Annotated in this window: 20 protein-coding genes; 15 read left to right on the top strand and 5 right to left on the bottom strand. The window is 61.4% G+C overall.

The genetic code is table 11. The annotated features are described in order from the left end of the window. Window positions 1-19: 19 nt before the first annotated feature. Window positions 20-223, top strand: a complete 204-nt coding sequence (csrA, locus tag C4J85_RS18465; RefSeq protein WP_124367788.1) for a carbon storage regulator CsrA — start codon at window positions 20-22, stop codon at window positions 221-223. A gap of 8 nt (window positions 224-231) precedes the next feature. Here csrA and C4J85_RS18460 read toward each other — a convergent pair whose 3' ends face one another. The 5 genes from C4J85_RS18460 to mnmC form a co-directional block, all read right to left on the bottom strand. After that, complete coding sequence (locus tag C4J85_RS18460) at window positions 232-459, bottom strand: YheU family protein (RefSeq protein ID WP_003236706.1); 228 nt, start codon at window positions 457-459, stop codon at window positions 232-234. Between the two features lie 59 nt (window positions 460-518). Continuing rightward, complete coding sequence (locus C4J85_RS18455) at window positions 519-1,718, bottom strand: osmoprotectant NAGGN system M42 family peptidase (RefSeq protein WP_124410436.1); 1,200 nt, start codon at window positions 1,716-1,718, stop codon at window positions 519-521. Window positions 1,719-1,854: 136 nt separating this feature from the next. Continuing rightward, window positions 1,855-3,600, bottom strand: coding sequence for an N-acetylglutaminylglutamine synthetase (ngg, locus tag C4J85_RS18450; protein ID WP_124410435.1), 1,746 nt, complete (start codon window positions 3,598-3,600; stop codon window positions 1,855-1,857). A 3-nt stretch (window positions 3,601-3,603) separates the two neighbouring features. Further along, window positions 3,604-5,376 (bottom strand): N-acetylglutaminylglutamine amidotransferase, encoded by a 1,773-nt coding sequence (locus tag C4J85_RS18445; RefSeq protein ID WP_124410434.1) that lies wholly within the window; start codon window positions 5,374-5,376, stop codon window positions 3,604-3,606. 125 nt (window positions 5,377-5,501) lie between these two features. Beyond that, entirely contained in the window at window positions 5,502-7,529 is a 2,028-nt protein-coding gene (gene mnmC / locus C4J85_RS18440; RefSeq protein WP_124410433.1) for a bifunctional tRNA (5-methylaminomethyl-2-thiouridine)(34)-methyltransferase MnmD/FAD-dependent 5-carboxymethylaminomethyl-2-thiouridine(34) oxidoreductase MnmC, read from the bottom strand. A 154-nt stretch (window positions 7,530-7,683) separates the two neighbouring features. Here mnmC and pap point away from each other — a divergent pair, with 154 nt between their 5' ends. The 14 genes from pap (at window position 7,684) to C4J85_RS18365 (ending at window position 23,469) form a co-directional block, all read left to right on the top strand. Next, complete coding sequence (gene pap, locus C4J85_RS18435; protein WP_124407779.1) at window positions 7,684-9,198, top strand: polyphosphate:AMP phosphotransferase; 1,515 nt, start codon at window positions 7,684-7,686, stop codon at window positions 9,196-9,198. A gap of 600 nt (window positions 9,199-9,798) precedes the next feature. Beyond that, on the top strand, window positions 9,799-10,983 hold the full coding sequence (locus C4J85_RS18430; RefSeq protein ID WP_124410432.1) for a thiolase family protein: 1,185 nt from the start codon (window positions 9,799-9,801) through the stop codon (window positions 10,981-10,983). A 452-nt stretch (window positions 10,984-11,435) separates the two neighbouring features. After that, the gene (locus C4J85_RS18425; RefSeq protein WP_124370322.1) at window positions 11,436-12,569 is read left to right on the top strand and encodes an IS4 family transposase; all 1,134 of its coding nucleotides are present in this window, start codon (window positions 11,436-11,438) and stop codon (window positions 12,567-12,569) included. 1,047 nt (window positions 12,570-13,616) lie between these two features. Then, window positions 13,617-14,138, top strand: a complete 522-nt coding sequence (locus C4J85_RS18415; protein ID WP_124367778.1) for a fimbrial protein — start codon at window positions 13,617-13,619, stop codon at window positions 14,136-14,138. Between the two features lie 51 nt (window positions 14,139-14,189). Beyond that, complete coding sequence (locus tag C4J85_RS18410; protein WP_124410431.1) at window positions 14,190-14,750, top strand: fimbrial protein; 561 nt, start codon at window positions 14,190-14,192, stop codon at window positions 14,748-14,750. 20 nt (window positions 14,751-14,770) lie between these two features. Continuing rightward, complete coding sequence (locus tag C4J85_RS18405; protein WP_164487869.1) at window positions 14,771-17,374, top strand: outer membrane usher protein; 2,604 nt, start codon at window positions 14,771-14,773, stop codon at window positions 17,372-17,374. Continuing rightward, window positions 17,371-18,132 carry a fimbria/pilus periplasmic chaperone gene (locus tag C4J85_RS18400; protein ID WP_124371353.1) on the top strand — a complete coding sequence of 254 codons (762 nt, stop codon included), beginning with the start codon at window positions 17,371-17,373 and terminating at the stop codon, window positions 18,130-18,132. Before C4J85_RS18405 ends, C4J85_RS18400 begins: the two co-directional genes overlap by 4 nt. Window positions 18,133-18,149: 17 nt before the next feature. Further along, window positions 18,150-18,731, top strand: coding sequence for a fimbrial protein (locus C4J85_RS18395; RefSeq protein WP_124410430.1), 582 nt, complete (start codon window positions 18,150-18,152; stop codon window positions 18,729-18,731). A 10-nt stretch (window positions 18,732-18,741) separates the two neighbouring features. Beyond that, window positions 18,742-19,224, top strand: coding sequence for a fimbrial protein (locus C4J85_RS18390; RefSeq protein ID WP_124410429.1), 483 nt, complete (start codon window positions 18,742-18,744; stop codon window positions 19,222-19,224). Between the two features lie 43 nt (window positions 19,225-19,267). Then, complete coding sequence (locus C4J85_RS18385) at window positions 19,268-19,747, top strand: fimbrial protein (RefSeq protein WP_124367773.1); 480 nt, start codon at window positions 19,268-19,270, stop codon at window positions 19,745-19,747. Window positions 19,748-19,758: 11 nt separating this feature from the next. Beyond that, window positions 19,759-20,295, top strand: a complete 537-nt coding sequence (locus C4J85_RS18380) for a fimbrial protein (protein ID WP_124367772.1) — start codon at window positions 19,759-19,761, stop codon at window positions 20,293-20,295. A 38-nt stretch (window positions 20,296-20,333) separates the two neighbouring features. Beyond that, entirely contained in the window at window positions 20,334-21,302 is a 969-nt protein-coding gene (locus C4J85_RS18375) for a fimbrial protein (protein ID WP_124410428.1), read from the top strand. Window positions 21,303-21,470: 168 nt separating this feature from the next. Next, the gene (locus C4J85_RS18370) at window positions 21,471-22,427 is read left to right on the top strand and encodes a fimbrial protein (protein WP_124410427.1); all 957 of its coding nucleotides are present in this window, start codon (window positions 21,471-21,473) and stop codon (window positions 22,425-22,427) included. Between the two features lie 85 nt (window positions 22,428-22,512). Beyond that, window positions 22,513-23,469 (top strand): DMT family transporter, encoded by a 957-nt coding sequence (locus tag C4J85_RS18365; protein ID WP_124410426.1) that lies wholly within the window; start codon window positions 22,513-22,515, stop codon window positions 23,467-23,469. Window positions 23,470-23,961 lie beyond the last annotated feature (492 nt).

The following is a 23,961-nucleotide window of genomic DNA, read 5'->3' as shown; positions in this document are numbered from 1 at the left end:
CTCGAAAAGGACACCCGCCATGCTGGTCTTAAGCCGTGTTGTAGGCGAAACCATCGCCATCGGCGATGACATCGTCTTGCACATTCTCGAAATCAACGGGCGCCAGGTGAAATTTGGCATCGAAGCGCCCGTAGGGATCAGCGTGCATCGCGCTGAGGTCTACCGCAAAATCCTCGAACGCCAGGCCAGCGCCACTCATCCGGTGCCGGTACCTATCCCTTAGCCTCGCCGTCAGTCAAACAGGTGCTTGGGCACGTCGTGCTTGAGCATCAACTGGCATTGTTCGCTGTCCGGATCGAACACGATCAACGCCTGGCCCTTGGTCAGTGCCTGGCGTACGCGCAATACGCGGGTTTCCAGCGGTGTGTCGTCGCCATTGTCGGTGCCATCGCGGGTAACGAAATCCTCGATGAGGCGGGTCAGGGTATCGACTTCAAGCGCGTCGTAGGGAATCAGCATACAAGCCTCAGGTGTCAGGTCCCGGCGATGCTACTGCGCCGGGACTTTTGTTGCCAGTATCAGCTGTTGTCGGCGTCGGACTTCTGGCCGACCAGGCTGTCCACCGACGGCACGCGGGTATCGCTCTCCATGTGCGTCTCATGCTCGATCTGATGGCTGAAGCGGTCCAGGGAGCCTTGGGCCGGTTGCGCATCGCTGGCAAAGACCGGTGGGCTGAGGATGTAGGCGCCGAGCAGCCGACTGAGGGCCGCCAGGCTGTCGATATGGGTGCGCTCGTAACCGTGGGTGGCATCGCAACCGAATGCCAGCAGCGCGGTGCGGATGTCATGCCCGGCGGTCACTGCCGAATGCGCATCGCTGAAGTAATAGCGGAACAGGTCACGGCGCACCGGCAGATCGTAATCCGCCGCCAGGCGCAGCAAGTGCCGTGACAGGTGATAGTCATACGGCCCACCGGAATCCTGCATCGCCACGCTCACCGCGTGTTCGCTGGAGTGCTGGCCGGGGGCGACCGGGGCGATATCGATACCGACGAACTCACTGACATCCCAGGGCAGGGCGGCGGCCGCGCCGCTGCCGGTTTCCTCGGTGATGGTGAACAGCGGGTGGCAATCGATGAGCAAGGGTTCGCCGCTGTCGATGATTGCCTTGAGCGCGGCGAGCAGGGCTGCGACGCCGGCTTTGTCGTCCAGGTGACGCGCGCTGATGTGACCGCTTTCGGTGAACTCCGGCAGTGGGTCGAACGCCACGTAGTCACCGATGCCGATCCCCAGGGAATCGCAGTCGGCGCGGGTCGCGCAGTAGGCGTCCAGACGCAATTCGACGTGGTCCCAGCTCACCGGCATTTCATCCACGGCGGTGTTGAACGCATGCCCGGAGGCCATCAACGGCAACACGCTGCCGCGAATCACCCCGTTGTCGGTGAACAGGCTGACGCGGCTGCCTTCGGCAAAACGGCTCGACCAGCAGCCGACCGGCGCCAGCGTCAGGCGGCCGTTGTCCTTGATAGCCCGTACGGCGGCGCCGATGGTGTCCAGGTGCGCGGAGACTGCGCGGTCAGGGCTGTTCTTCTGGCCCTTGAGGGTGGCGCGAATCGTGCCGCGCCGGGTCATTTCAAACGGGATGCCGAGTTCTTCCAGACGCTCGGCGACGTAGCGCACGATGGTGTCGGTAAACCCGGTGGGGCTGGGAATGGCGAGCATTTCCAGCAGGACTTTCTGCAGGTAGGCGAGATCCGGTTCGGGAATGGTTCGGGTCATGGAAACTCCTGATGGGTTGAGGGCGATCGTTCCCACGCTCTGCGTGGGAATGCAGCCCGTGACGCTGCGTGTCACAACAACGGACGCGGAGCGTCCCTTGAGGCATTCCCACGCGGAGCGTGGGAACGATCAGAGGTCAGGTGGCCGGCTGACTATGTGGAAACAACAAATCCACAAACTTCTCAGCGGTAGGTTGCGGTTCATGATTGGCCAATCCGGCCCGTTCATTGGCTTCAATGAACACGTACTCGGGTTGGTCGGCGGCGGGCACCAGCAGGTCCAGGCCGACCATGGGGATATCCAGCGCACGGGCGGCGCGCACGGCAGCGTCCACCAGGGTCGGGTGCAGGATCGCCGTGACATCTTCCAGGCAGCCGCCGGTGTGCAGGTTGGCGGTGCGGCGCACGGCCAATTGCACGCCGCGTGGCAGGATGCTCTGGTAGTCATAACCGGCGGCTTTCAGGGTGCGCTCGGTTTCCGCGTCCAGCGGGATCTTGCTTTCGCCGTCGGTAGCGGCCTGGCGCCGCCGGCTCTGGGCTTCGATCAAGGCGCGGATCGAATGCTGACCATCGCCTATCACTTCGGCCGGGCGGCGGATCGCAGCGGCGACGACTTCAAAACCGATCACCAGAATGCGCAGGTCCAGGCCTTCATGGAAGCTTTCGAGCAGCACCCGGCTGTCGAACTGGCGCGCCGCGTCAATCGCCGCTTGTACTTCCTCGATAGTCCGCAGATCCACCGCCACGCCCTGGCCCTGCTCGCCATCCAGTGGCTTGACCACGATGCGTTGGTGCTCGTCGAGAAATTCCAGGTTGTCATCGGCGCTGCCGGCCAGCTGTTGCGAAGGCAGCTGCAAACCGGCGGCCTTGAGCACCTTGTGGGTCAGGCTCTTGTCCTGGCACAGGGTCATGCTGATGGCGCTGGTCAGGTCGCTCAACGACTCTCGGCAACGCACGCGGCGCCCGCCGTGGCTGAGGGTGAATAGGCCAGCATCGGCATCGTCCACGTGCACATCGATACCGCGTCGATGGGCTTCTTCGACGATGATGCGCGCATAAGGATTGAACCCCGCCTGTGGCCCAGGGCCGAGAAACAGCGGCTGGTTGATGCCGTTCTTGTGCTTGATCGCAAAGGTGGTCAGCGCGCGGAAACCGAGCTTGGCGTAGAGGCTCTTGGCCTGGCGGTTATCGTGCAGCACCGACAGGTCCAGGTAGCTCAAGCCACGGCTCATAAAGTGTTCCACCAGGTGGCGCACCAGCACTTCGCCCACACCGGGGCGCGTGCATTGCGGGTCTACCGCCAGGCACCACAGGCTGCAACCGTTTTCCGGGTCGTGAAAGGCCTTCTGGTGGTTCAGGCCCATCACGCTGCCGATGATCGCGCCGCTGTCTTCGTCTTCTGCCAGCCAGTACACCGGGCCACCTTGATGGCGCGGGGTCAGACGTTCAGGGTCGATGGGCAACATGCCGCGTCCCTGGTACAGCAGGTTCACCGCCTGCCAATCCGCTTCGCTCTGCACCCGACGGATACGAAAGCCGCGAAACACCCGCGTGGCCGGGCGGTAATCGCTGAACCACAGGCGCAGGGTGTCGGAAGGGTCGAGGAACAACTGCTGTGGATCGATCCCCAGGATTTGCTGGGGTGCGGCCACATACAGCGCAATGTCACGCTCGCCGGGCTGCTCGTTGAGCAACTCCTGGGCAAGGCTGGCGGGGTCGGGAAAGGTATGCCCAATCAACAAGCGGCCCCAGCCGCAGTGCACGGCAATCGGTTCGGGGCCTTGGGCGCTGCCGTCTTCGGCAAGCCGGGCCTGCAGGCGCTCGTAGGTCGGCGCCTGGCCCTTGAGCAAGCGTTGGCTATATGCCGCAGCGTTAGGTTTCATCAATCAGATTCCTTGTTCGCTGAGCCACAGGTTCAACGCCGCCAGTTGCCACAGCTTGGAGCCACGCAACGGGGTCAATTGGCCCTGTGGGTCCGTCAGCAAGCGGTCGAGCATGGCGGGGTTGAACAGGCCACGGTCCTGGCTGGGGTCCAGCAGCAGTTCGCGCACCCAGTTGAGGGTGTCGCCCTGTAAATGCTTGAGGCCTGGCACCGGGAAGTAGCCTTTCTTGCGGTCGATGACTTCGCTGGGGATCACGCGGCGCGCGGCCTCCTTGAGCACCTGCTTGCCGCCGTCGGGCAACTTGAACTTGCCCGGCACGCGAGCCGAGAGTTCCACCAGGCGGTAGTCGAGAAACGGCGTGCGCGCCTCCAGGCCCCAGGCCATGGTCATGTTGTCGACGCGTTTGACCGGGTCGTCCACCAGCATCACCGTGCTGTCCAGGCGCAGGGCCTTGTCCACCGCAGCGTCCGCGCCCGGCATCGCGAAGTGTTCGCGCACGAAGTCCCCGGCGGCATCGTTGGCGGTCAGCCATTTCGGCGCGACGGTGGCGGCATAGTCGTCGTAGCTGCGGTCGAAAAATGCCGCGCGGTACGCCACATACGGGTCGCTGGCGCCGTCCACCTGCGGGTACCAGTGGTAACCGGCGAACAGTTCGTCGGCGCCCTGGCCGCTCTGCACAACCTTGCAATGCTTGGCCACTTCCCGCGACAGCAGGTAGAAGGCGATGCAGTCATGGCTGACCATCGGCTCGCTCATGGCGCGGAAGGCCGCTGGCAACTGCTCGATAATCTCGCTTTCGGCGATGCGCAGTTGGTGGTGGCGGGTGCCGTAGTGCTTGGCGATCAAATCCGAATACTGGAACTCGTCGCCGCGCTCGCCGCCGGCGTCTTCAAAACCGATGGAGAAGGTCGACAAGTCTTCGACGCCCACTTCGCGCAGCAGGCCGACCAGCATGCTCGAGTCGACGCCGCCGGAGAGCAGCACGCCGACGTCAACCGCCGCGCGTTGACGGATGGCCACGGCTTCGCGGGTGCTGTCGAGCACGCGGTCGGTCCAGTCTTCCAGGCTCAGGTTTTTTTCGTCATCACGGGGACCATAGGGCAGGGTCCACCAGGTTTTCTGCTCGGTCTTGCCGTTCGCCTCGATGCGCATCCAGGTCGCTGGCGGCAGCTTTTCAATGCCCGCCAGCAGCGTGCGCGGCGCGGGTACCACGGCGTGAAAATTGAGGTAATGGTTGAGCGCGACCGGATCGAGAATCGGGTTAATATCGCCGCCCTTGAGCAACGCCGGCAATGCCGAGGCAAAGCGCAGGCGCTGGCCGGTGCGCGACAGGTACAGGGGCTTTACGCCGAGGCGGTCGCGGGCGATGAACAGCCGCTGGGCATCGCGCTCCCAGATGGCAAAGGCAAACATGCCATTGAGTTTGGGCAACAGCGCTTCGCCCCAGGCGTGATAGCCCTTGAGCAGCACTTCGGTGTCGCCGCCGGAGTAGAAGGCATAGCCCAAGGCTTCCAGCTCTTGGCGCAGTTCCGGGAAGTTGTAAATCGCGCCATTGAACGCCAGGGACAGGCCCAGTTGGGCGTCGACCATCGGTTGGGCGGAGCCGTCCGACAGGTCCATGATTTTCAGGCGGCGATGGCCTAGGGCAATCGGCCCTTGGGCATGGAAACCCCAGGCGTCGGGGCCACGAGGGGCGAGGTGATGCGTGATGCGTTCCACGGCTGCCAGGTCGGCAGGTTGATGATCAAAGCGTAACTCGCCAGCTAATCCACACATAAGTTCCTTACCGGTTTTTCCGTTGGGGAGGGGTCAATACTCAATACGCACCAAAAGGGCGCTTACCCAGAAACTGACCCCAGGCACAACCCGGGAGTTTTAGAACGATAAGTTATAAGTGGACTTTAGCTAATGGCGCCGTCGCTTTCGCCGGTTCGCGCTCCGGGCGCTGGTCGCGCTTTGCCGCGAATCAATTCGCGCAGGGCAAACCGATTGGGATGACAGGCCTGGGCAACGCTGACGGGCAACGGCAGCGGTTCGTTATCCAGCCACGCCGCCAGCAGTTGCGCCGATAAAGGCGCGGTGATCAGGCCGCGAGAACCATGGCCGCTGTTGATGTACACACCGTCCAGCCACGGGCACGGCGTATCGGGTACCTGGCGGGCGTCCTTGGCCAATACGCCATACGCCTCGGCAAACGCGCTTGCATCGGCCAGCGGGCCGACAATGGGTAGATAGTCGGGGCTGGTGCAGCGGAAGGCCGCTCGGCCTTCCAGGGTTTCAAGCGGCTGAGTGTCGGCGTGCAAGGCGTGCAGCAGGGCCGGAGAAATTTCCCGCAGCAGCGTCAGGTTATCGGCGTGTTCGGCGAGGGTCGGCGTGAGGTCCTCGCTCTTGAAATCGAAACTGGCGCCCAGGGTGTGTTCGCCCAAACGTGCCGGCGCAACATAACCTTGCCCGCAGACCACCGTGCTCAACGCTCGGCTTTCGACGGTTTGCGCAAGGCTCGTGATTTGCCCGCGAATCCGCTTGAGCGGCAGCGCGGCGCTGAAGGGAAAGCGCTTGATCTCGGCGGCGCCGGCAAGCACCACCACGGGCGCGCTGGCGACTAGGGTGTCACCGTTGCGGGCCTGCCATTGGCCGTCGACGCGCTGCAAGGTGAGCGCCTCCTGATGCAAGCGCACCTCCACGCCGGGATGCCGGGCCTGCCACGCGCACAGGGCGGGCGGATTGACCCAGCCGCCTTCGGGGAAAAACAGCCCGCCCATCTCCAGCGGTATACCCGCATGGGCTTGGGCCTGGGCCGCATCCACGGGGTGCAGCAGGTCCGGCGCGAAGGCCTCGGCCAGTTGAGCCTGGCGTTCGGCTTCCTTGGGATTGAACGCCAGTTGCAATACACCGCAGGCGTCCCAGTCCACGCCGCGCTGCAAATGCTCCAGCAGCCGACGGGTGTAGCCGAAGCCGCTGACAATCAACTGTGACAGCGCCGTGCCATGGGCCGACAGTTTCAGGTACAGCACGCCCTGCGGATTGCCCGAGGCTTCCTGGGCCAGGGCCGCGTGACGCTCCAGCAGGCACACCTGCCAGCCGCGCGCGGCCAGACTGGCTGCGGTGCAGCAACCGGCCAGCCCACCGCCGATCACCAGGGCCCGGCGTTCGCCCGGCTCCGGCGCCGGCCGGGCGAACCACGGCGCGCTGGTGACGGGACGCGGTGTGTGCTCGGGCCAACCGAGAAACTCCCCGCGCAAAATCTCCCACTTATGGCCAATGCCCGGCGTGCGTTTCATCTTGAACCCGGCGGCGTTGATCAGCCGCCGTACCCAACCGGTGCTGGTGAAGGTGCTGATGGTCGAGCCCGGTGCTGCCAGGCGCGCCAGTTCGGCGAACAGCTCGGCGGTCCACATGTCTGGGTTTTTCGCCGGGGCGAAGCCGTCGAGAAACCAGGCATCGACCTGTGCATCCAGTTGCGGCAATTGCTCCAGGGCATCGCCGATCAACAGCGTCAGGGTCACGCGGCCGTGGTCCAGCACCAACTGCTGGAAGCCTGGATGAATGGCGATGTACTGCGCCAGTAATTGCTCGGCATAAGGTGCCAGCTCCGGCCACAGGCCCAGGGCGCGTTGCAGGTCGGCATGGCTCAGCGGGTATTTCTCCACGCTGACAAAATGCAGGCGGGCCCCGGCTACCGCGTGTTGGGCGAACAGCTGCCAGGCGCACAAAAAATTCAAGCCCGTGCCGAAGCCGGTCTCGCCGATGACCAGCCGCCCGCCCGCCGGCAAGGCGGCGAAGCGCTCCTGCAAACGGTTCTGTTCCAGGAACACATACCGGGTTTCTTCAAGGCCCGACTGGGTGGAGAAGTACACGTCGTCGAACATCCGCGAATGCGGGCGGCCGTGGTCGTCCCAGTCGAGCTGGGCGTGGGCGATGGGGGTCATGGGCGGCTCATAAATAGACAGCGGGCAAACACAGGCGGCCATTCTAGCCGATCGACACGCCATGAATTGAGCCATGGCAAGCCTCGGTGGAATTTCCTGCCGCGTGTCGCTGCCCAATCCGCTAATCTTGAGCCATCTTGAAACGGAGCTGCCCATGTTCGAATCCGCCGAAATCGGTCACGCCATCGACAAAGACACCTTTGAGGCCGCAGTGCCGGCCCTGCGCGAAGCCCTGTTGGAAGTGCAGTACGAGCTGCAACAGCAGAAGCGCTTCCCGGTGATCATCCTGATCAACGGTATCGAGGGCGCGGGCAAGGGCGAGACGGTCAAGTTGCTCAACGAGTGGATGGACCCGCGCCTGATCGAAGTGCGCACCTTCGACCAGCAGACCGACGAGGAACTGGCGCGCCCACCGGCCTGGCGCTACTGGCGGCAATTGCCGGCCAAGGGGCGCATGGGGATTTTCTTCGGCAACTGGTACAGCCAGATGCTGCAAAGCCGCGTTCACGACCAGATCAAGGACGCCCGTCTCGACCAGGCCATCGCCGGGGCCGAGCGCCTGGAGAAGATGCTCTGCGATGAAGGTGCGCTGATCTTCAAGTTCTGGTTCCACCTGTCCAAGAAACAGATGAAGGCGCGGCTCAAGGCGCTGGCCGATGACCCGCTGCACAGTTGGCGCATCAGCCCGCTGGACTGGCAGCAGTCCGAGACCTACGACAAATTCGTGCATTTTGGCGAACGCGTGCTGCGCCGTACCAGCCGCGACTACGCGCCGTGGCATGTGATCGAAGGGGTCGACCCCAATTACCGTGGGCTCACCGTGGGCAAGATTCTGCTCGAGGGCCTGCAAAATGCCTTGAAACTGCCCAAGGGCAAGGCCAGCGGCATGAACCCGGCGCCGTTGATCGCGTCGGTGGACCAGAAAAGCCTGCTCGACAGCCTCGACCTGAGCCTGCGCCTGGACAAGGACGATTACGAAGAACAGCTGATTACCGAACAGGCACGCTTCTCCGGCCTGATGCGCGACAAACGCATGCGCAAGCACGCGCTGGTGAGTGTGTTCGAGGGCAATGATGCGGCCGGCAAGGGTGGGGCAATCCGCCGCGTGGCCGCCGCGCTGGACCCGCGCCAGTACCACATCGTGCCGATTGCCGCGCCCAGCGAAGACGAGCGCGCCCAGCCCTACCTGTGGCGGTTCTGGCAGAAGATCCCGGCGCGGGGCATGTTCACCGTGTTCGACCGCTCCTGGTATGGGCGGGTGCTGGTGGAACGCATCGAAGGCTTCTGCACCCCGACCGATTGGATGCGCGCCTATGGCGAGATCAATGATTTCGAAGAGCAGTTGCGCAATGCCGGTGTGATCGTGGTCAAGTTCTGGCTGGCCATCGACAAGGACACCCAGCTGGAGCGTTTCCAGGCCCGCGAAGAGATTCCCTTCAAGCGCTTCAAGATCACCGAAGACGACTGGCGCAACCGTGACAAGTGGGACGACTACCGCGCGGCGGTGGGCGACATGGTCGACCGCACCAGCACTGAAATCGCACCCTGGACCCTAGTGGAAGCCAACGACAAACGCTGGGCGCGGATCAAGGTGCTGCGCACCCTCAACCGCGCGCTGGAAGACGCGTTTGCCAAGAGCGACAAGCACGACAAGAAGAAAAAGAAATAGCGGGCTGCCTAGCTCGATAATGTGGGAGGGGGCTTGCTCCCGATAGCGGTGGGTCAGCTTCGAATGTGCTGACTGACCCACCGCCATCGGGAGCAAGCCCCCTCCCACAGTTTGACCTCATTCACTCAAGCCAGTGGCCGCACTTTGGCAACCCGCAGCTGGCATTGCCTGGCGCGTGATCCCTGACAACGCAAATCAAATGTGGGAGGGGGCTTGCCCCCGATGGCGGTGGGCCAGCTTCGAAATTTGCTGACTGATACACCGCTATCGGGGGCAAGCCCCCTCCCACAGTTTGACCTCATTCACTCAAGCCAGTGGCTGCACTTCGGCAACCCGCAGCTGGCATTGCCTGGCGCGTGATCCCTGACAACGCAAATCAAATGTGGGAGGGGGCTTGCTCCCGATAGCGGTGGGTCAGCTGCGAATTTACTGACTGACCCACCGCCATCGGGAGCAAGCCCCCTCCCACATTTGATTTCCACACATCAGGTAGACCGCATCCCGGCCTCATGCTTTTGCATCCATGCAGTGAATGATCATCGCGCCTGCCCAGGGCCCGGCTCTATCCTCGATCCACAACCACAAGATCGAGGTAGCTCCATGCGTGAAGTAGTGATCGTCGACAGCGTGCGAACCGGCCTGGCCAAGTCTTTTCGCGGCAAGTTCAACCAGACTCGCCCTGATGACATGGCGGCCCATTGCGTCAACGCGCTGTTGAGCCGCAATGGCATCGACCCGGCGACGGTGGAGGACTGCATCGTCGGCGCCGGTTCCAACGAAGGCGCCCAGGGCTACAACATCGGGCGTAACGTGGCGGTGCTGTCCCACCTGGGCACCGGCACGGCGGGCATGACGCTCAACCGTTTCTGTTCCTCGGGCTTGCAGGCGATTGCGATCGCGGCCAACCAGATTGCCTCGGGTTGCAGCGACATCATCGTCGCCGGCGGCGTCGAATCCATCAGCCTGACCATGAAGAGCGTCAACATCGACCACCTGATCAACCCGCTGCTCAAAGAGCAGGTGCCCGGTATTTACTTGCCCATGGGCCAAACCGCCGAAATCGTCGCGCGGCGCTACCAGGTCAGCCGCGAGGACCAGGACCTGTACGCCCTGCAAAGCCAGCAGCGCACGGCACAGGCCCAGGCTGATGGCCTGTTCGGCGATGAAATCGTGCCGATGGCGGTCAAGTACAGCGTCGAAGACAAGCACACCGGCCAGGTGCAGGTACTCGAGGGCGTGGTCGACCGCGACGACTGCAATCGCCCCGACACCACACTGGCCAGCCTCAGTGGCCTGAAGCCGGTGTTTGCCGAAGACGGTTCGGTGACGGCGGGTAACTCGTCGCAGCTGTCCGACGGCGCCTCGATGACCCTGGTGATGAGCCTGGAAAAAGCCCTGGCGCTGGGGCTCAAGCCCAAGGCGTTCTTTCGCGGGTTTACCGTGGCTGGTTGCGAACCGGACGAAATGGGCATCGGCCCGGTGTTCTCGGTGCCTAAACTGCTCAAGGCCAAGGGCTTGCAGGTGGCGGATATCGACCTGTGGGAACTCAATGAAGCGTTTGCCTCACAGTGCCTGTACGCCCGTAATCGCCTGGAAATCGACAATGCCCGCTACAACGTCAACGGCGGCTCCATCGCCATCGGCCATCCATTCGGCATGACCGGCTCGCGGCAAGTGGGGCACCTGGTGCGGGAGCTGCAACGGCGTGATTTGCGCTATGGCATCGTCACCATGTGCGTGGGCGGCGGGATGGGGGCAACCGGGTTGTTTGAAGCCGTGCGCTAGTGCGCGGCCACTGAGGGCAGGAGTCTGACGGCTCGGCAGCCGACGACTGCCTGAACTGATGCCCCGCGATCCAAATGTGGGAGGGGGCTTGCCCTAATGCCAGTTAGTTAAGCGTACACCGCCGTCTGTAGGAGCGAGCTTGCTCGCGAAAAACGTCAACGATAACGCGTGCTTTCTGAATGAACGCGGTGCCTGTGAGTTTTTCGCGAGCAAGGGCTAGCCGCCCGCCTCGTTCCTACAAAAAGCCTTAACTGACTGGCATTAGGGCTTGCCCCCGATGGTCATAGGTATCTACACAACTTTGGCACGGCCCTGAACCTGTGATCGCTCGGGAGCCGAAGCCTCTCTAACTGATGCCCCGCGACCTAAATGTGGGAGGGGGCTTGCCCCCATATGCGCTAACCAAACCCCAAAAGATATAATCAAGTCTGACTCTTTAGGATGCGAGAGCAGTGACAATAGACCCAACACAAAAACTGAATGAAGACTGGCCCAAGCTCCTGGCACTACTACCGCCTGGATGGGAAGCCAAGGCAAAAGAGCTGGGGGCCCTGAAGTTCGGTCGCCGATTCAGCGGGCCAGAGAGTCTATTGCGCACGTTATTGATGTACATGAGCGCCGATTGCTCGATGGTCGAAACGGTAGAGCGAGCGCGTACAGGGAAATTGCTGGAGTTATCAGACGTGGGCCTTCTCAAGAGGGTCAACAAATCGGGGGCCTGGCTAGGTTGGATCACAGAGCAGTTGATCCAACAATCGCCGGTCGCGGCCATGCAATGCCCGGCGCTGCTGGGGAGACGAATACTGGCTGCTGATGGCAGTGTCGTAATGGAGCCTGGCGCGGTCACCTCAACATGGCGGCTGCATTACACGATGGATATCAGCACGTTGCGTTGCTGTGAAGTGCAAGTGACACCGTCCAAAACAGGCGAATCGTTGACTCGGTTTTCGGTGCAGCAGGGCGATGTTTTCATCGCGGATCGAGGGTTTGCCAACCGGCGTGGAGTCAATCATGTACTCAATGCAGGCGGTGACATCCTGGTACGAATGAACCTGAGCAGCCTGCCGCTTAGCGATGAGCAAGGGTCGCCTTTTGAGCAACTGGCGCGACTACGGACCTTGCAGCCAGGGCAAACGGGCGAGTGGGCAGCTGTGATGAAAGGTTCAAAGGGGGATATTGCAGTACGTGTGTGCGCCTATCGAAAAACCGACGAGCAGCGATCGCAAAGCGAGTGCAAGCTCAAGAGAGTCGGGCAAAAAAAGCAGAAGCAATTGAAACCTGAAACGATGGAAGCGGCCGGTTACGTGGTGCTGGTAACAACCTTGGACTGCCTGGATACGCAGGAGGTTTTGGCTCTCTATCGGCACCGTTGGCAGGTGGAGTTGGCGTTCAAGCGGATGAAGTCATTGCTGGGGTTATCCCACCTCAGAAAGAAAAATCCGGAAGGCGCAAAAGCATGGTTGCAAGGGAAATTATTAGTGGCTTGCCTGATTGAGCGGTTAATCGCAGCGGGCGAGCATTTTTCCCCTATCGAGGGAGACGAGACAGAAAAAGGAAGTGCCGCCACTCCGTTGTCACTGGCGTGAGATGGCCTTTATTTACTGGCTACTTTGCAGCGCGATCAATCCCCACTTGTCGTTGTTTACGTGTATCGAGAAGTGGGGAGATATCAGCCAGGCACTGCGTGAATCCCCACGAAAACGAGGACGCCAGCAGGACGAGTTGTGGGGAGGGAGGTTTGGTTAGCGCATATGGGGCTTGCCCCCGATGGCGGCCTGACAGCCGACCATGATGTTCGATCAGAATGGGCAAGCGTTGCACGCAAGCCATCCTGCATTGAAAAGATCAAAGTTTTTTAAACTGTTCCGTTAGCAAGACTGCGAACTTGTTTGTTGCAGGATGAAAACTTGGCGTTTTTATTCCAGACGAGTTTTTTATGGGCAGTAATTCACTGAATTCATATCCGCTAATTCCACCCATTTTCCGAAACTGCTCATACATGCTCTAGCCTATTACTCTTTGTATTCGTTAAGTGTTTTGGTTTTGATTTTCTAAACGCCTCCGCTTTTGCAAAGCTGGTTAACTTAGGGTTTTCCTGGCGCTGAGATATGGCAGCAGGTTTATCAGGGTGTTTTTTTGATTCTGCTGATATTTTTAATAGGAAGAATGGGGCTGGCGCTCGGTTCGTAGCCCGTTGCCATCACCTATCCGTTCGGACATACCCCTCGCTCCGCAGCTAAATTCTTTGGTTGCAAATCCCCAATAAAGTTTGTTGTTTGTTTAGTGTATGTAGCCCTATTCTTACGGCTATGTCCTGCTCTAAATTATTCTCATTAACTCGCGTGTAGTCCCATTCCTTCAGTCAATTTCAAAGTTTTGGCAAAATGCCATAATTTTCCTGCAAGCCTTGATATCAAAGGCTACATGGTTAAACGAAACAGCTGGCTTACTTCTTCAAGTGTGAAGCGGACACTTGCCCGGCGTTGAGTGTGGTCCTGAAATGCAATACAAAAAGTTGGAAAGCAGCTCAGGAATATCCCCCTCAATGCATGGGTGAAACCGCCTTTTTAACCAGCCCTGCGCCTAACGGTGACAGGGCTTCTTAATGACACTTGTTAAGTGGGAATCTGTAGATGAAAACCAAAATGAAAGCTGTGCTGTTGTCTGTCGGTCTGCTGGCGGGTTCGGTGTCTATGGCGCACGCGGCAGATGGAACGGTTACGTTTTTGGGGTCGGTCCATTCGGGCGCTTGCTCTATCAAGCCTGACTCCGTTGATCAAACTGTTCGCCTGGGGGCAATTGCCAAGCATCAGTTGCAATCGGGTGGCAAGTCGGAGGCCCGGCGCGTGCTGATCGAACTGGAAGGGTGCGACCTGACGGGCCTCACTGACAACACCGTCACCACCACCTTCACCGGTGCGCCATCCGGCGCTGTACCGGGCGCGATCGGTACGGTCGGCGGCGCGGGCGGCGTGGGCATCATGATGACCCACGGCGGCGCGCCGGTTGAGTTGGGCGTACCTACCGCCCCGCAAATCATCGCCGCTGGGGATAACACCCTGGAATTCGGTGCCTATGTACAAGGCGCCGCCACCGCCCCGATCGTGCCCGGCGACTTCAGCGCGGTCACCAATTTCACCTTGGCTTATCAGTAAGTTGTGCCCCCGCCACCCGGTGTGGCGGGGGAACGCTGACGGGAGATCCAGGTGAACACATTCCTACGTCTGGCTATCGCCTCTTCACTGACGACGTTCATCAGCCCTTGCGTGGTCGCCCACGCGTCTGCGCAAGGCGATGGGGTCGTGCAGCTGGGAGGGGAAGTGGTTGATTCCGCCTGCGGGCTGGAATTGGCCAGTATCGATCAAACCATCGAGATGCCGCCCGAACCGGTTGGCCGACTCCTGCGCAACACACGGGGCGAAGACCATCCCTTCCAGTTGCGTCTGGTCAATTGCTCGTTGACCCGCCCCGACCCGTTGCGCCCAGGTGAAACCCTGCCGGACTGGGAGCACATGCGCGTGACGTTCGATGGCCCCACCGACAGGGCAGGGCTTTCCTTCGCGGTCTTTGGCGAGTCGCAGGGGGTTGCCCTGCACATCGTGGACGCTGCCGGCGAGGAAAGCCTTCCGGGGCAACGCATGGCGCCGGTGCCGCTGGCGGAGGGCGACATGACACTCAACTACCGGTTTTTCCTGGTCGGCAACGGCTTGCCATTGGCAGTCGGGGCTCACAGTGCCGCAGTGCGGTTCAAGTTGGAATACTTTTGAACAGTGATGGACAGGCTTGCATGTTGAATACGTCGAAAATCAAAAATACGCTCCGTCCCGGACTGTTGGGCGGGCTGATGTCACTGGCGGGCACTGCAATGGGCGCTGGCGATATCGAGTTCAATACCGACGTTCTCGATCTGGGTGATCGCACTAATATCGACTTGTCTCGATTTGCGCGCAGCGGCTTCATTCTGCCAGGCACTTACACAATGGCTGTGCAACTGAACGCCCAGCCTATTCCTGAACAATCGGTGGCGTTCTATCCCCCCGATAACGACCCCAAGGGCAGCCAGGCCTGCTTGTCGCACAGTCTTGTCGAGCAACTGGGCCTGAAAGCCTCCGAAGCCGGCAAACTGACCTGGTGGAAAGACGGCGAGTGCCTGGATATCACCAGCTTGCCGGGCATGGAGGTGAGTGGCGATCTGGCCACCTCGACCCTGAGCATCAACCTGCCCCAGGCATACCTCGAGTACAACGCCCTCCATTGGGATCCGCCTTCCCGATGGGACGAGGGCGTGCCGGGGCTACTGGTGGACTACAGCCTGACGGCGCAGTCCAACTATCAGCGCAATGACGGCCACCGCAAAAACCTCAGCGGCAACGGCACGGTGGGTGCCAATGCCGGCGCCTGGCGCCTCAGGGCCGATTGGCAAGGGCGCGTGGAGAGCGGCCGGCAGGAAGCGGCGGGGCCGCAAAAGCTGGAGTGGAGCCGCTACTACGCGTATCGCGCCATTCCTGCGCTGCAGGCGCGCCTGGTGGTGGGTGAGAGCTACCTGTATTCGGACCTGTTCGACAGCTTCCGCTTCACCGGCGCTTCGCTCAACTCGGATCAGAGCCAGCTGCCCCCCAACTTGCGGGGTTACGCGCCGGAAGTGGTCGGGGTGGCCAAGACCAATGCAAAAGTCATCATCAGCCAGCAGGGGCGTGTGCTCTACGAGACGCTGGTCGCGGCCGGTCCTTTTCGCATTCAGGACCTCAATGATGCGGTGACCGGCAAGCTGGATGTGCGCGTGGAAGAACAGGACGGTTCGGTGCAGACCTTCCAGCTCAACACCGCCGGTGTGCCTTACCTGACGCGCCCGGGCCAGGTCCGTTACAAGCTGGCGAGCGGGCGACCGTCCAATCTGCAGAACGGCTCCGATGGCAACGTCTTCGGCACCGGAGAGTTTTCCTGGGGCGTGAGCAATGGCTGGTCGTTGTTCGGTGGGGGGATCACCGATAACAACTATCGGGCGTTATCCGTGGGCGCGGGCCGCGACTTGCTGGCGTTCGGCGCCGTCTCGCTGGATGTCACGCAGTCCCATGCCAGCGTGTGGAACGAGACGCTCTCGGGTAAATCCTACCGCCTTCAATATTCCAAGAATTTCGAACAGTACGACAGCCAGGTGACGTTCGCCGGCTACCGCTTTTCCGAGAAGAACTTCCTGAGCATGAGTGAATACCTGGATGCCCGGTATTACGGGCTGAACGGCGAACTCGGCGGGCGAGGGGATTATCGGGACGCCAATGAGGGGTGGAAGCCGATCGGCGGCAGCAAGGCGCTGTATACGGTGACGGTCAACAAGCAGTTTCGTGACCTGGGCGCCACCGTCTACGCCAGTTACAACAAGCAAACCTACTGGGACCGGCCGGACACGCAGCGCTGGAACCTGTCGCTGTCGCGCTACTTCAATGTGGGCACGGTCAAGAACATGAGCCTGTCCCTGAACATGTACCGCACCCAGGAATACAACTATCAGGATAACGGCATGGCGCTGACGGTCAGCCTGCCGTTGGGGCGTACCGGCACGCTCTCGCTGGACGCCAGCCGAGCCGCTGGCAACAACAATGTTGCCACGCGCTACAGCGACCGCCTCGATGAGCGCAACAGCTATCAGCTCAGCGCGAGCGACACCTCCGCCAGCGGTTACCTGAGCCATATGGGCGACCACGCCGACATCGATGTGAGCGCCGGCAGGCAGCAGGGCGGTTCCGGCAGCCTCAGTGTCTCTGCGCGCGGCGGGGCCACGGTCACGGCCTACGGTGCCGCGCTCCATCGCACCACCAGTACTGGCGGCACTCGCCTGATGGTCGACACCACCGGAGTGCCCGATGTGCCCGTACGTGGTTATGGCGCGCCGACGCGCAGCAATGCCTTCGGCAAGGCCGTGATCTCGGATATCAGCAGTTATCAGCGTACCGCCGCCAGTGTCGATCTGGAGCGCCTGCCGAGCAACGTCGAAGCCACTCAGTCGGTCACGCAACTGACGCTCACCGAAGGGGCGATCGGTTATCGCTCGCTGGACGTGATCGCCGGCGAAAAAGCCATGGCGGTGCTGCGCCTGGCGGATGGCAGTTCGCCGCCCTTCGGCGCGACGGTGAAGAACCTCAAGCAACAAGACACCGGCATTGTGAATGACGGCGGCCACGTCTACCTGAGCGGCATCCAGGCCGGCGAGCAGATGTCCGTCAGTTGGGGCGGCGACGAGCGCTGCCTGCTCACGCTGCCCGCCACCTTGCCCGCCGATGGTTTGACCGACGCCCTGCAATTGCGCTGCCAGGTGGTAGCCGCTGACCCAACCTTGCCCGAGCCCGACGGGCTGACCGGCAAGCCTACCGATACGGAGAACACAGCCTCATGAGACCGACCACACGTTCCACATTCCCGGCCTTTGCGCTGTTGGCCCTGGGCTTGAGCCAGAGCGCCAACGCGGCGGTGGGCCTGGACCGTACCCGAGTGATTTTCGACGGTGGCAAAGACGCCACCAGCGTGAACATCACCAACAACAACACCCAGCTGCCCTATCTGGCCCAGGGCTGGATCGAGGATGAAGCCGGTCAGAAAATCACCACGCCGTTGATCGTGCTGCCACCGGTGCAACGCTTGGAGCCGGGCAAACAGAGCCAGGTGAAAGTCCAGGCGTTGCCGGCGGCCAAGGCGCTGCCGCAGGACCGGGAGACGGTGTACTACTTCAACCTGCGGGAGATCCCGCCGCGCAGTGATAAGTCCAACACCCTGCAGATTGCCCTGCAAACCCGCATCAAGTTGTTCTATCGGCCGCAAGCCATTGCGCCGAGCCAGCAGGACCTGTCCAACCCCTGGCAGGAGAAGCTGACCCTGACCCGTGAAGGCGATCAATACCGGGTCAACAACCCGACGCCGTATTACGTGACCCTGGTGGATGCGCGCAGCAGCAAAGATGGCAAAACCGTGCCGGGCTTCACGCCGCTGATGGTGCCACCCAAGGGCGCCCTGACCCTGGGGGCCACGGCCAAGGCACTGGGGACAAGCCCATATCTGGCCTATGTAAACGATTACGGCGGGCGCCCGGTGCTGGCCTTCAGTTGCACGGGCGACACTTGCAAAGTGAACCCCCAGGCCGCGCCGGCGAACGAGTAATGCTGCTGGAGAACGTCATGAAGTCGCAAAAAGTGAAGGTCCTGGGCGGCCTGTTCTGGGTCATGGCGATGGGGGCACAGGCGGCGGATGAAGAGGATATCGAAGGCATGAGCGGCATGCTCAATGTGCTCGGCTCCATGCATGAGTCGCCTTGCAGCCTGGAAATGAGCTCCCTGCACCAGACCGTCGATCTGGACGCGGTGTCGACCAGCCAGTTGCAACGGCCCGGTGACCAGGCGACCCCCAAGGCCTTCCAGCTGCGGTTCACCGATTGTCTGCGCACCGCCGGCCGCATACGCAATGAGCGTACGGGGAACCTGACCTGGAGCGCCTACCAACCGGTGCTGTCGGTGCTGTTCGAGGCGCCGGCCGATGCCGACGATCCACGGCTGGTCAAAGTGCAGGGCGTCACCGGCATGGGCCTGCAGTTGACCGATGCCCTCGGCCGGGACGTGCAACTGGGCACACGCGGCCAGCCGCTGTTTTTGCCCGTGGGCCGCAATACCCAGACCTGGAATGTGCGGCCCACGCGCACCGCTGCGCCGTTGACCAGCGGGGCATTCAGGGCCGTCGTGGAAGTCAGGCTCAATTATGAATAAGGGTGCAGCGATGGCTAAATCAATCGGTTTGATCGCCGGCGGCGTGTTGCTGGCGGTCTGCCAGGGCGTGCAGGCCGAGACCAGCTTGACCATTCGCGCGGTGATCATTGCGCCTCCGCCGTGCGTCATCAACGGTGGCAGCACCCTCGATGTGCCGTTTGGCAATGACCTGCAGACGTCACGGGTCGACGGGGTCAATTACCGCCGCGATGTGCCGTATACCGTCACCTGTGATTCGCCGTTCAGCAATGCGTTGACCCTGGAACTCAAGGGCACGGTGGCGTCGTTTGACAGTCGTGTGCTCTCGACCCGCAAGGCCGATCTTGGGGTCAGGCTGTTTGTGAATGGCGCGGACTGGCCGCTGAATACGGCGGTGAATTTTACCTATCCCAATTTCCCCGTGGTGCAGGCGGTGCCGGTCAAGCGTGCGGGCAGCCAGCTGACCGGCGGGGCCTTCGATGCCGCCGCAACCCTGGTGGTCGATTACCAATGATGGCTACCGATAAAACGGCTATGGATAACAAGAGGAACGACCCATGACAGCTTGGCAGCCGCGAGCGTTGCTCGCCCTGTGGGCCATCGGCCTGTGCAGTGGCGCGTCGGCCAACGTGACGTTCAGCGGCACGTTGAATGAGCCGCCGCCCTGCACCATCGATACGGGCAACACCATTGAAGTCGACTTCGGCGATGTCGGGGTAAAGCGCGTGGACGGCGTGAGGTATCGCAGGGGCGTCGGCTACGCGATCAACTGCGGCACCGACACGCTGCCGTGGGCGCTGAAACTGAGCGTCAACGGCACCCCCACGGCGTTTGACGGTGCAGCGGTGCAGACCAGCGTGCCTGCGCTGGGCATTCGGGTTTTTCAGAATGACCTGCCATTTTCACTCAATACGCCGCTGGATATCACCCTGTCGTCACCGCCGACATTGGAGGTGGTGCCGGTGCAACAGCCCGGCGCAACGCTGCCTCCCGCCAGTTTCACGGCGGTGGCCACGTTGTTGGCCGAATACCAGTAGGAGCTGAATCGATGCGATATCAACGGGTTCACAAGCACGGCCTGGCACTCCTGCTCATCTGCGGCCTGATACCCACGGGGCACGCAGCGGACAATCTGCGTTTCAAAGGCAACCTGGTCGAAGAGGCGTGCACCCTGCGCCCCGGCGACGAGGCAATTACGCTGGAACTCTGGGACCTGACCAGCAAACACCTCTATATCAACACGCGCTCGGTGGGTAAGCGTTTCAAGCTGCACCTGGAAGACTGCGACACCACGATCGGCAACTCGGTGACCATCACCTTCGGCGGTAGGGAAAACACAGAACTTCCCGGTCTGCTCGCGCTGGACGGTGGCAGCGGCGCCTCTGGCATTGGCGTCGGCATCGAGACCTTAAGCGATAAACCCTTGCCCCTGAATGCCGTCAGCGACAAGCAGCTGTTGAGCGACGGCAGCAATGCCATCGAGCTCAAGGCCTATGTGCAGGGCGAGCCGACAGCCATCGCGGATCAGACCATCGGGCACGGTGCATACACGGTGACCTCAACGTTCACGTTGGACTATCCATAGCGCTGGGCCTGGGTAGGGCAGAGGAATGAGAGCTCAAGATGAAACGATTATTTGGCGCCACGGTGCTTCTGGTATCGACCGGTGTGAGTACCGCTGTGACAGCCGCCGATTGCCGTGTGAATGGTGGCAGGTGGGTGAATGTGGGTGCAGGCGGTACGCTGAACTTGCAGGTGCCCGTCATGGTGCAACCGGGTTCGGATAACTCGCGTATCTACCTCGAAGGAGCCCGGTTGGAATGCCGATTCACCCCGGGGCAGCCTTTCCCCACGTTCGTGGACTTGTGGCGGACCGCCACACAGGCCGGGCCTCCGTGGACGCCCGGCGCCAAATTCACTCAGCTGGGCACCGGCTTGCGCATCAACGGTGCTTACCTCAATACCCCGGTGCCGTATGACATCCAGTTGGCGGTCATGCCCAACAACGGTGTGGGCGTCCCCATCGACGTCACGCCCTACATCCTGATACGCAACAACCCGACGAACCCTGTCGACGTGCGGATAGGGGATAACCTGGGCGTGCTGCGCCTGCGTCAGACAAACAACTACAACGGCACCAGCACGGTGCTTGCGCTCACGTACCTTGCGGCGAATAACTTTTCCGTGTCCCCCTCAACCTGCACGATCAACAACAACGCGCCCATCGAGATCGATTTTGGCAACGTGCATCAGCGGGCCATCGGCACGGACCCGCTGACGTCCTCCATCGTCAGCAACCGCAGGCTCACCTATTCATGCCCCGATGGCGGGATCAATACACCCATCACCATCACCTACAAAGGCAGCCCGTCTTCGTTCGACCCACGGCTGCTGCGGATGACCAATCCAGACGTGGGCACGGCGCTGATTCGCGCGGGCTCAGCGGTGCCTGTGAACGGTTCGTTCCGGACCCAGATCACCAATAGCGTAGGGGGGGATGATGTGACGTTTTCGCTCGTTCGGCGCACTGGGTCCCTGCCGGCCGCAGGGGCCCTGAGCGGGAGCGGTGTACTTGTCATGGGCGTGCCCTGATGCGTAAGCCAATCTGCCTTGGAGCGGATGCAGCTCCACACGCAGGCGCGAGCTTCTTCGCGAATACGGTGTGTCAGTTGATAGTCACCTGACTGACCCACCGCATTCGCGAGCAAGCCCGCTCTTACAGGGACGTGCTCTCATTTCAGATGTTTGATGGAGTTCAAGATGCAACGACTATCTGGAGCCTTGGTGCTTCTCGTTCTGACGGGTATAACCACGACCGCGCACGCTGTCGATTGCCGTGTCAATGGCGGCCCCTGGCAAAATGGCAACCCGAACCTGCAGGTCCCCGTTACCGTCACTCTGAGTGCCGACCGCAGCAGGATTATGCTGGAAGGCGCACGGCTGGAATGTCGATTCACCTACAGCGGCGGCCCTGCCTGGCATGCGGACTATTGGACAACCGGGAGTACGGTAGGCACCGCCTGGACGCCCGGCCCAAAATTCGCAAGCGAAAGAACCGGGTTACGCATCAATGGCGCTTTCCTCAACACGCCGGTGCCGTCGGGTATCGGCATCGTCACCATCCCCAACAACGGGAGCGTTCATCTGATCAATGTCACCCCCTATATTCTGCTACGTAACTATCCCTCCAACCCGTTCGATGTGCGAATAGGCGACGACCTCGGTCTGCTGCGCCTCACCAGTTCGAACAACTACGACGGCACTCGACCGCAGCTCACTGTCAGGTATACCGCTGCCAACAATTTCACCGTTTCTCCGTCTACCTGCACGATCAATAACAACAACCCCATCGAGATCAACTTCGGCAACGTGCACCAGCGAGCCATCGGCACCGACCCGCTGACATCCACTATCGTCAGCAACCGCAGGCTGACCTATTCGTGCCCGGATGGCGGGATCAATACACCCATCACCATTACTTACAAGGGCACCCGCTCTTCGTTCGATTCACGCCTGCTGATGATGACCAATGGGGATGTGGGCACGGCGCTTGTTCGCGGCGGCGCAGCGGTGGCTGTGAACGGTTCGTTCCTGACCCGCATCACTAACAGCACGGGTGCCGACGACGTGGCGTTTTCCCTGGTACGTCGAGCGGGCTCGTTGCCGGCCGCCGGCCCCATCAGCGGCAGCGGGGTACTGGTGATGGGCGTGCCATGAACACGAGGTTGAAGCGCTTTATACCCAAAGTGCACCGCCTGCCCCTAGAATGCCGGTTCCACTTCCTCTGGCATCTGGGGCACTCATGCACATTTCTTCCGGCCGCTGGGTCTACGGTTTCTTCCTGACCCTGTTGACCGCGCTGCTCTGGGGCATTCTGCCGATCAAGCTCAAACAGGTCTTGCAGGTGATGGACCCGATCACCGTCACCTGGTTTCGCCTGATAGTGGCCGGCAGTTGCTTGTTTGTTTATCTCGCCGCGACCCGGCGTTTGCCCAGTCGCAAGGTGCTCGGCCCCAAGGGCGGCTGGCTGGTGGCGATGGCGGTGTGCGGGCTGGTCGGCAATTACGTGTTGTATCTGGTCGGTCTGAAAATGCTCAGCCCCGGTACCGCGCAACTGGTGGTGCAGATGGGGCCGATTTTTTTGATGGTTGCCAGTGTGTTTGTATTCAAGGAGCGTTTCAGCCTGGGGCAGGGCGCGGGGCTGGTGATATTGATCGTTGGCTTCGGGCTGTTCTTCAACCAGCGCCTGCTGGAACTGCTCACCTCGATGGGCAGCTACACCGCCGGGGTACTGACCGTCCTGCTGGCGACCAGCATCTGGGTGTTTTACGCCCTGGGCCAGAAACAGTTGTTGACCGTGTGGAATTCGCTGCAGGTGATGATGGTGATCTACCTGTCGTGCGCCGTGTTGCTGACACCCTGGGCGCACCCGCTGGAGGCGCTGCAACTGAGCCCGCTGCAGGGTTGGCTGCTGCTGGCGTGCTGCATGAACACCCTGGTGGCGTACGGCGCGTTTGCCGAGGCGCTGGCCCACTGGGAGGCCTCACGGGTGAGTGCGACCCTGGCGCTGACGCCGCTGGTGACCTTTGTGGCGGTGGCGTTGGCGGCGTGGCTGTGGCCGGAGTTTGTGCAGGCCGAAGCGATCAATGCCTTGGGGTATTTTGGCGCGCTGGTGGTGGTGATCGGCTCGGCGATGGTGGCATTGGCGCCGTCGTTGATGGCCGGGCTCAGGGCCCGGCGATTGCGCATGGCTTCATGATTTTGCTCCAAATGTGGGAGGGGGCTTGCCCTAATGCCAGTCAGTTAAGGACGAACACTGTACCTGTGGCGAGGGAGCTTGCTCCCGCTGGGCCGCGAAGCGGCCCCAAAAATGGGACTGCTGCGCAGTCCAGCGGGAGCAAGCTCCCTCGCCACAGGTTACTTTTTACCCTTTCTACTTCTTAACTGACTGGCATTAAGGCGAGCCCCCGATAGCCATAGGTATCTACACAACTTTGTAGCAGCCTAAGTAACCACGATGCGAAGCGAGTCGCTCTTGATCTTGCTCTTGATCTTAAGCGCCCCGTTAAACCACGCTGGCCGGAATCCGATAGTGATTTGGGGGGTAAACCGGCAGGGATGCCGGTTTAGCCGCCCCAAATCAATGTCGGATTCCGGGCACACCGAGCCTGGGCGAGGTGCCGAGTGGTGGGGCAAGAGCGTTTTGCTTACTTTTGCGCTTTTCAAAAGTGAGACGCCGTAAGGGCGGAAC

Source organism: Pseudomonas sp. R4-34-07, assembly GCF_003852375.1.
GTDB lineage: Bacteria > Pseudomonadota > Gammaproteobacteria > Pseudomonadales > Pseudomonadaceae > Aquipseudomonas.
Note: the sequence above shows the minus strand (reverse complement) of the source record. Positions and strands in the feature narration are given on the sequence as shown.

Coding starts and splice junctions, on each gene's coding strand:
- C4J85_RS18375 (WP_124410428.1), top strand. CDS start 20,334: ATGAAACGATTATTTGGCGCCACGGTGCTTCTGGTATCGACCGGTGTG.
- C4J85_RS18430 (WP_124410432.1), top strand. CDS start 9,799: ATGCGTGAAGTAGTGATCGTCGACAGCGTGCGAACCGGCCTGGCCAAG.
- C4J85_RS18380 (WP_124367772.1), top strand. CDS start 19,759: ATGCGATATCAACGGGTTCACAAGCACGGCCTGGCACTCCTGCTCATC.
- C4J85_RS18385 (WP_124367773.1), top strand. CDS start 19,268: ATGACAGCTTGGCAGCCGCGAGCGTTGCTCGCCCTGTGGGCCATCGGC.
- C4J85_RS18460 (WP_003236706.1), bottom strand. CDS start 459: ATGCTGATTCCCTACGACGCGCTTGAAGTCGATACCCTGACCCGCCTC.
- mnmC (WP_124410433.1), bottom strand. CDS start 7,529: ATGACCCCCATCGCCCACGCCCAGCTCGACTGGGACGACCACGGCCGC.
- csrA (WP_124367788.1), top strand. CDS start 20: ATGCTGGTCTTAAGCCGTGTTGTAGGCGAAACCATCGCCATCGGCGAT.
- pap (WP_124407779.1), top strand. CDS start 7,684: ATGTTCGAATCCGCCGAAATCGGTCACGCCATCGACAAAGACACCTTT.
- C4J85_RS18400 (WP_124371353.1), top strand. CDS start 17,371: ATGAGACCGACCACACGTTCCACATTCCCGGCCTTTGCGCTGTTGGCC.
- C4J85_RS18365 (WP_124410426.1), top strand. CDS start 22,513: ATGCACATTTCTTCCGGCCGCTGGGTCTACGGTTTCTTCCTGACCCTG.
- C4J85_RS18405 (WP_164487869.1), top strand. CDS start 14,771: ATGTTGAATACGTCGAAAATCAAAAATACGCTCCGTCCCGGACTGTTG.
- C4J85_RS18455 (WP_124410436.1), bottom strand. CDS start 1,718: ATGACCCGAACCATTCCCGAACCGGATCTCGCCTACCTGCAGAAAGTC.
- C4J85_RS18445 (WP_124410434.1), bottom strand. CDS start 5,376: ATGTGTGGATTAGCTGGCGAGTTACGCTTTGATCATCAACCTGCCGAC.
- C4J85_RS18370 (WP_124410427.1), top strand. CDS start 21,471: ATGCAACGACTATCTGGAGCCTTGGTGCTTCTCGTTCTGACGGGTATA.
- ngg (WP_124410435.1), bottom strand. CDS start 3,600: ATGAAACCTAACGCTGCGGCATATAGCCAACGCTTGCTCAAGGGCCAG.
- C4J85_RS18415 (WP_124367778.1), top strand. CDS start 13,617: ATGAAAACCAAAATGAAAGCTGTGCTGTTGTCTGTCGGTCTGCTGGCG.
- C4J85_RS18390 (WP_124410429.1), top strand. CDS start 18,742: ATGGCTAAATCAATCGGTTTGATCGCCGGCGGCGTGTTGCTGGCGGTC.
- C4J85_RS18395 (WP_124410430.1), top strand. CDS start 18,150: ATGAAGTCGCAAAAAGTGAAGGTCCTGGGCGGCCTGTTCTGGGTCATG.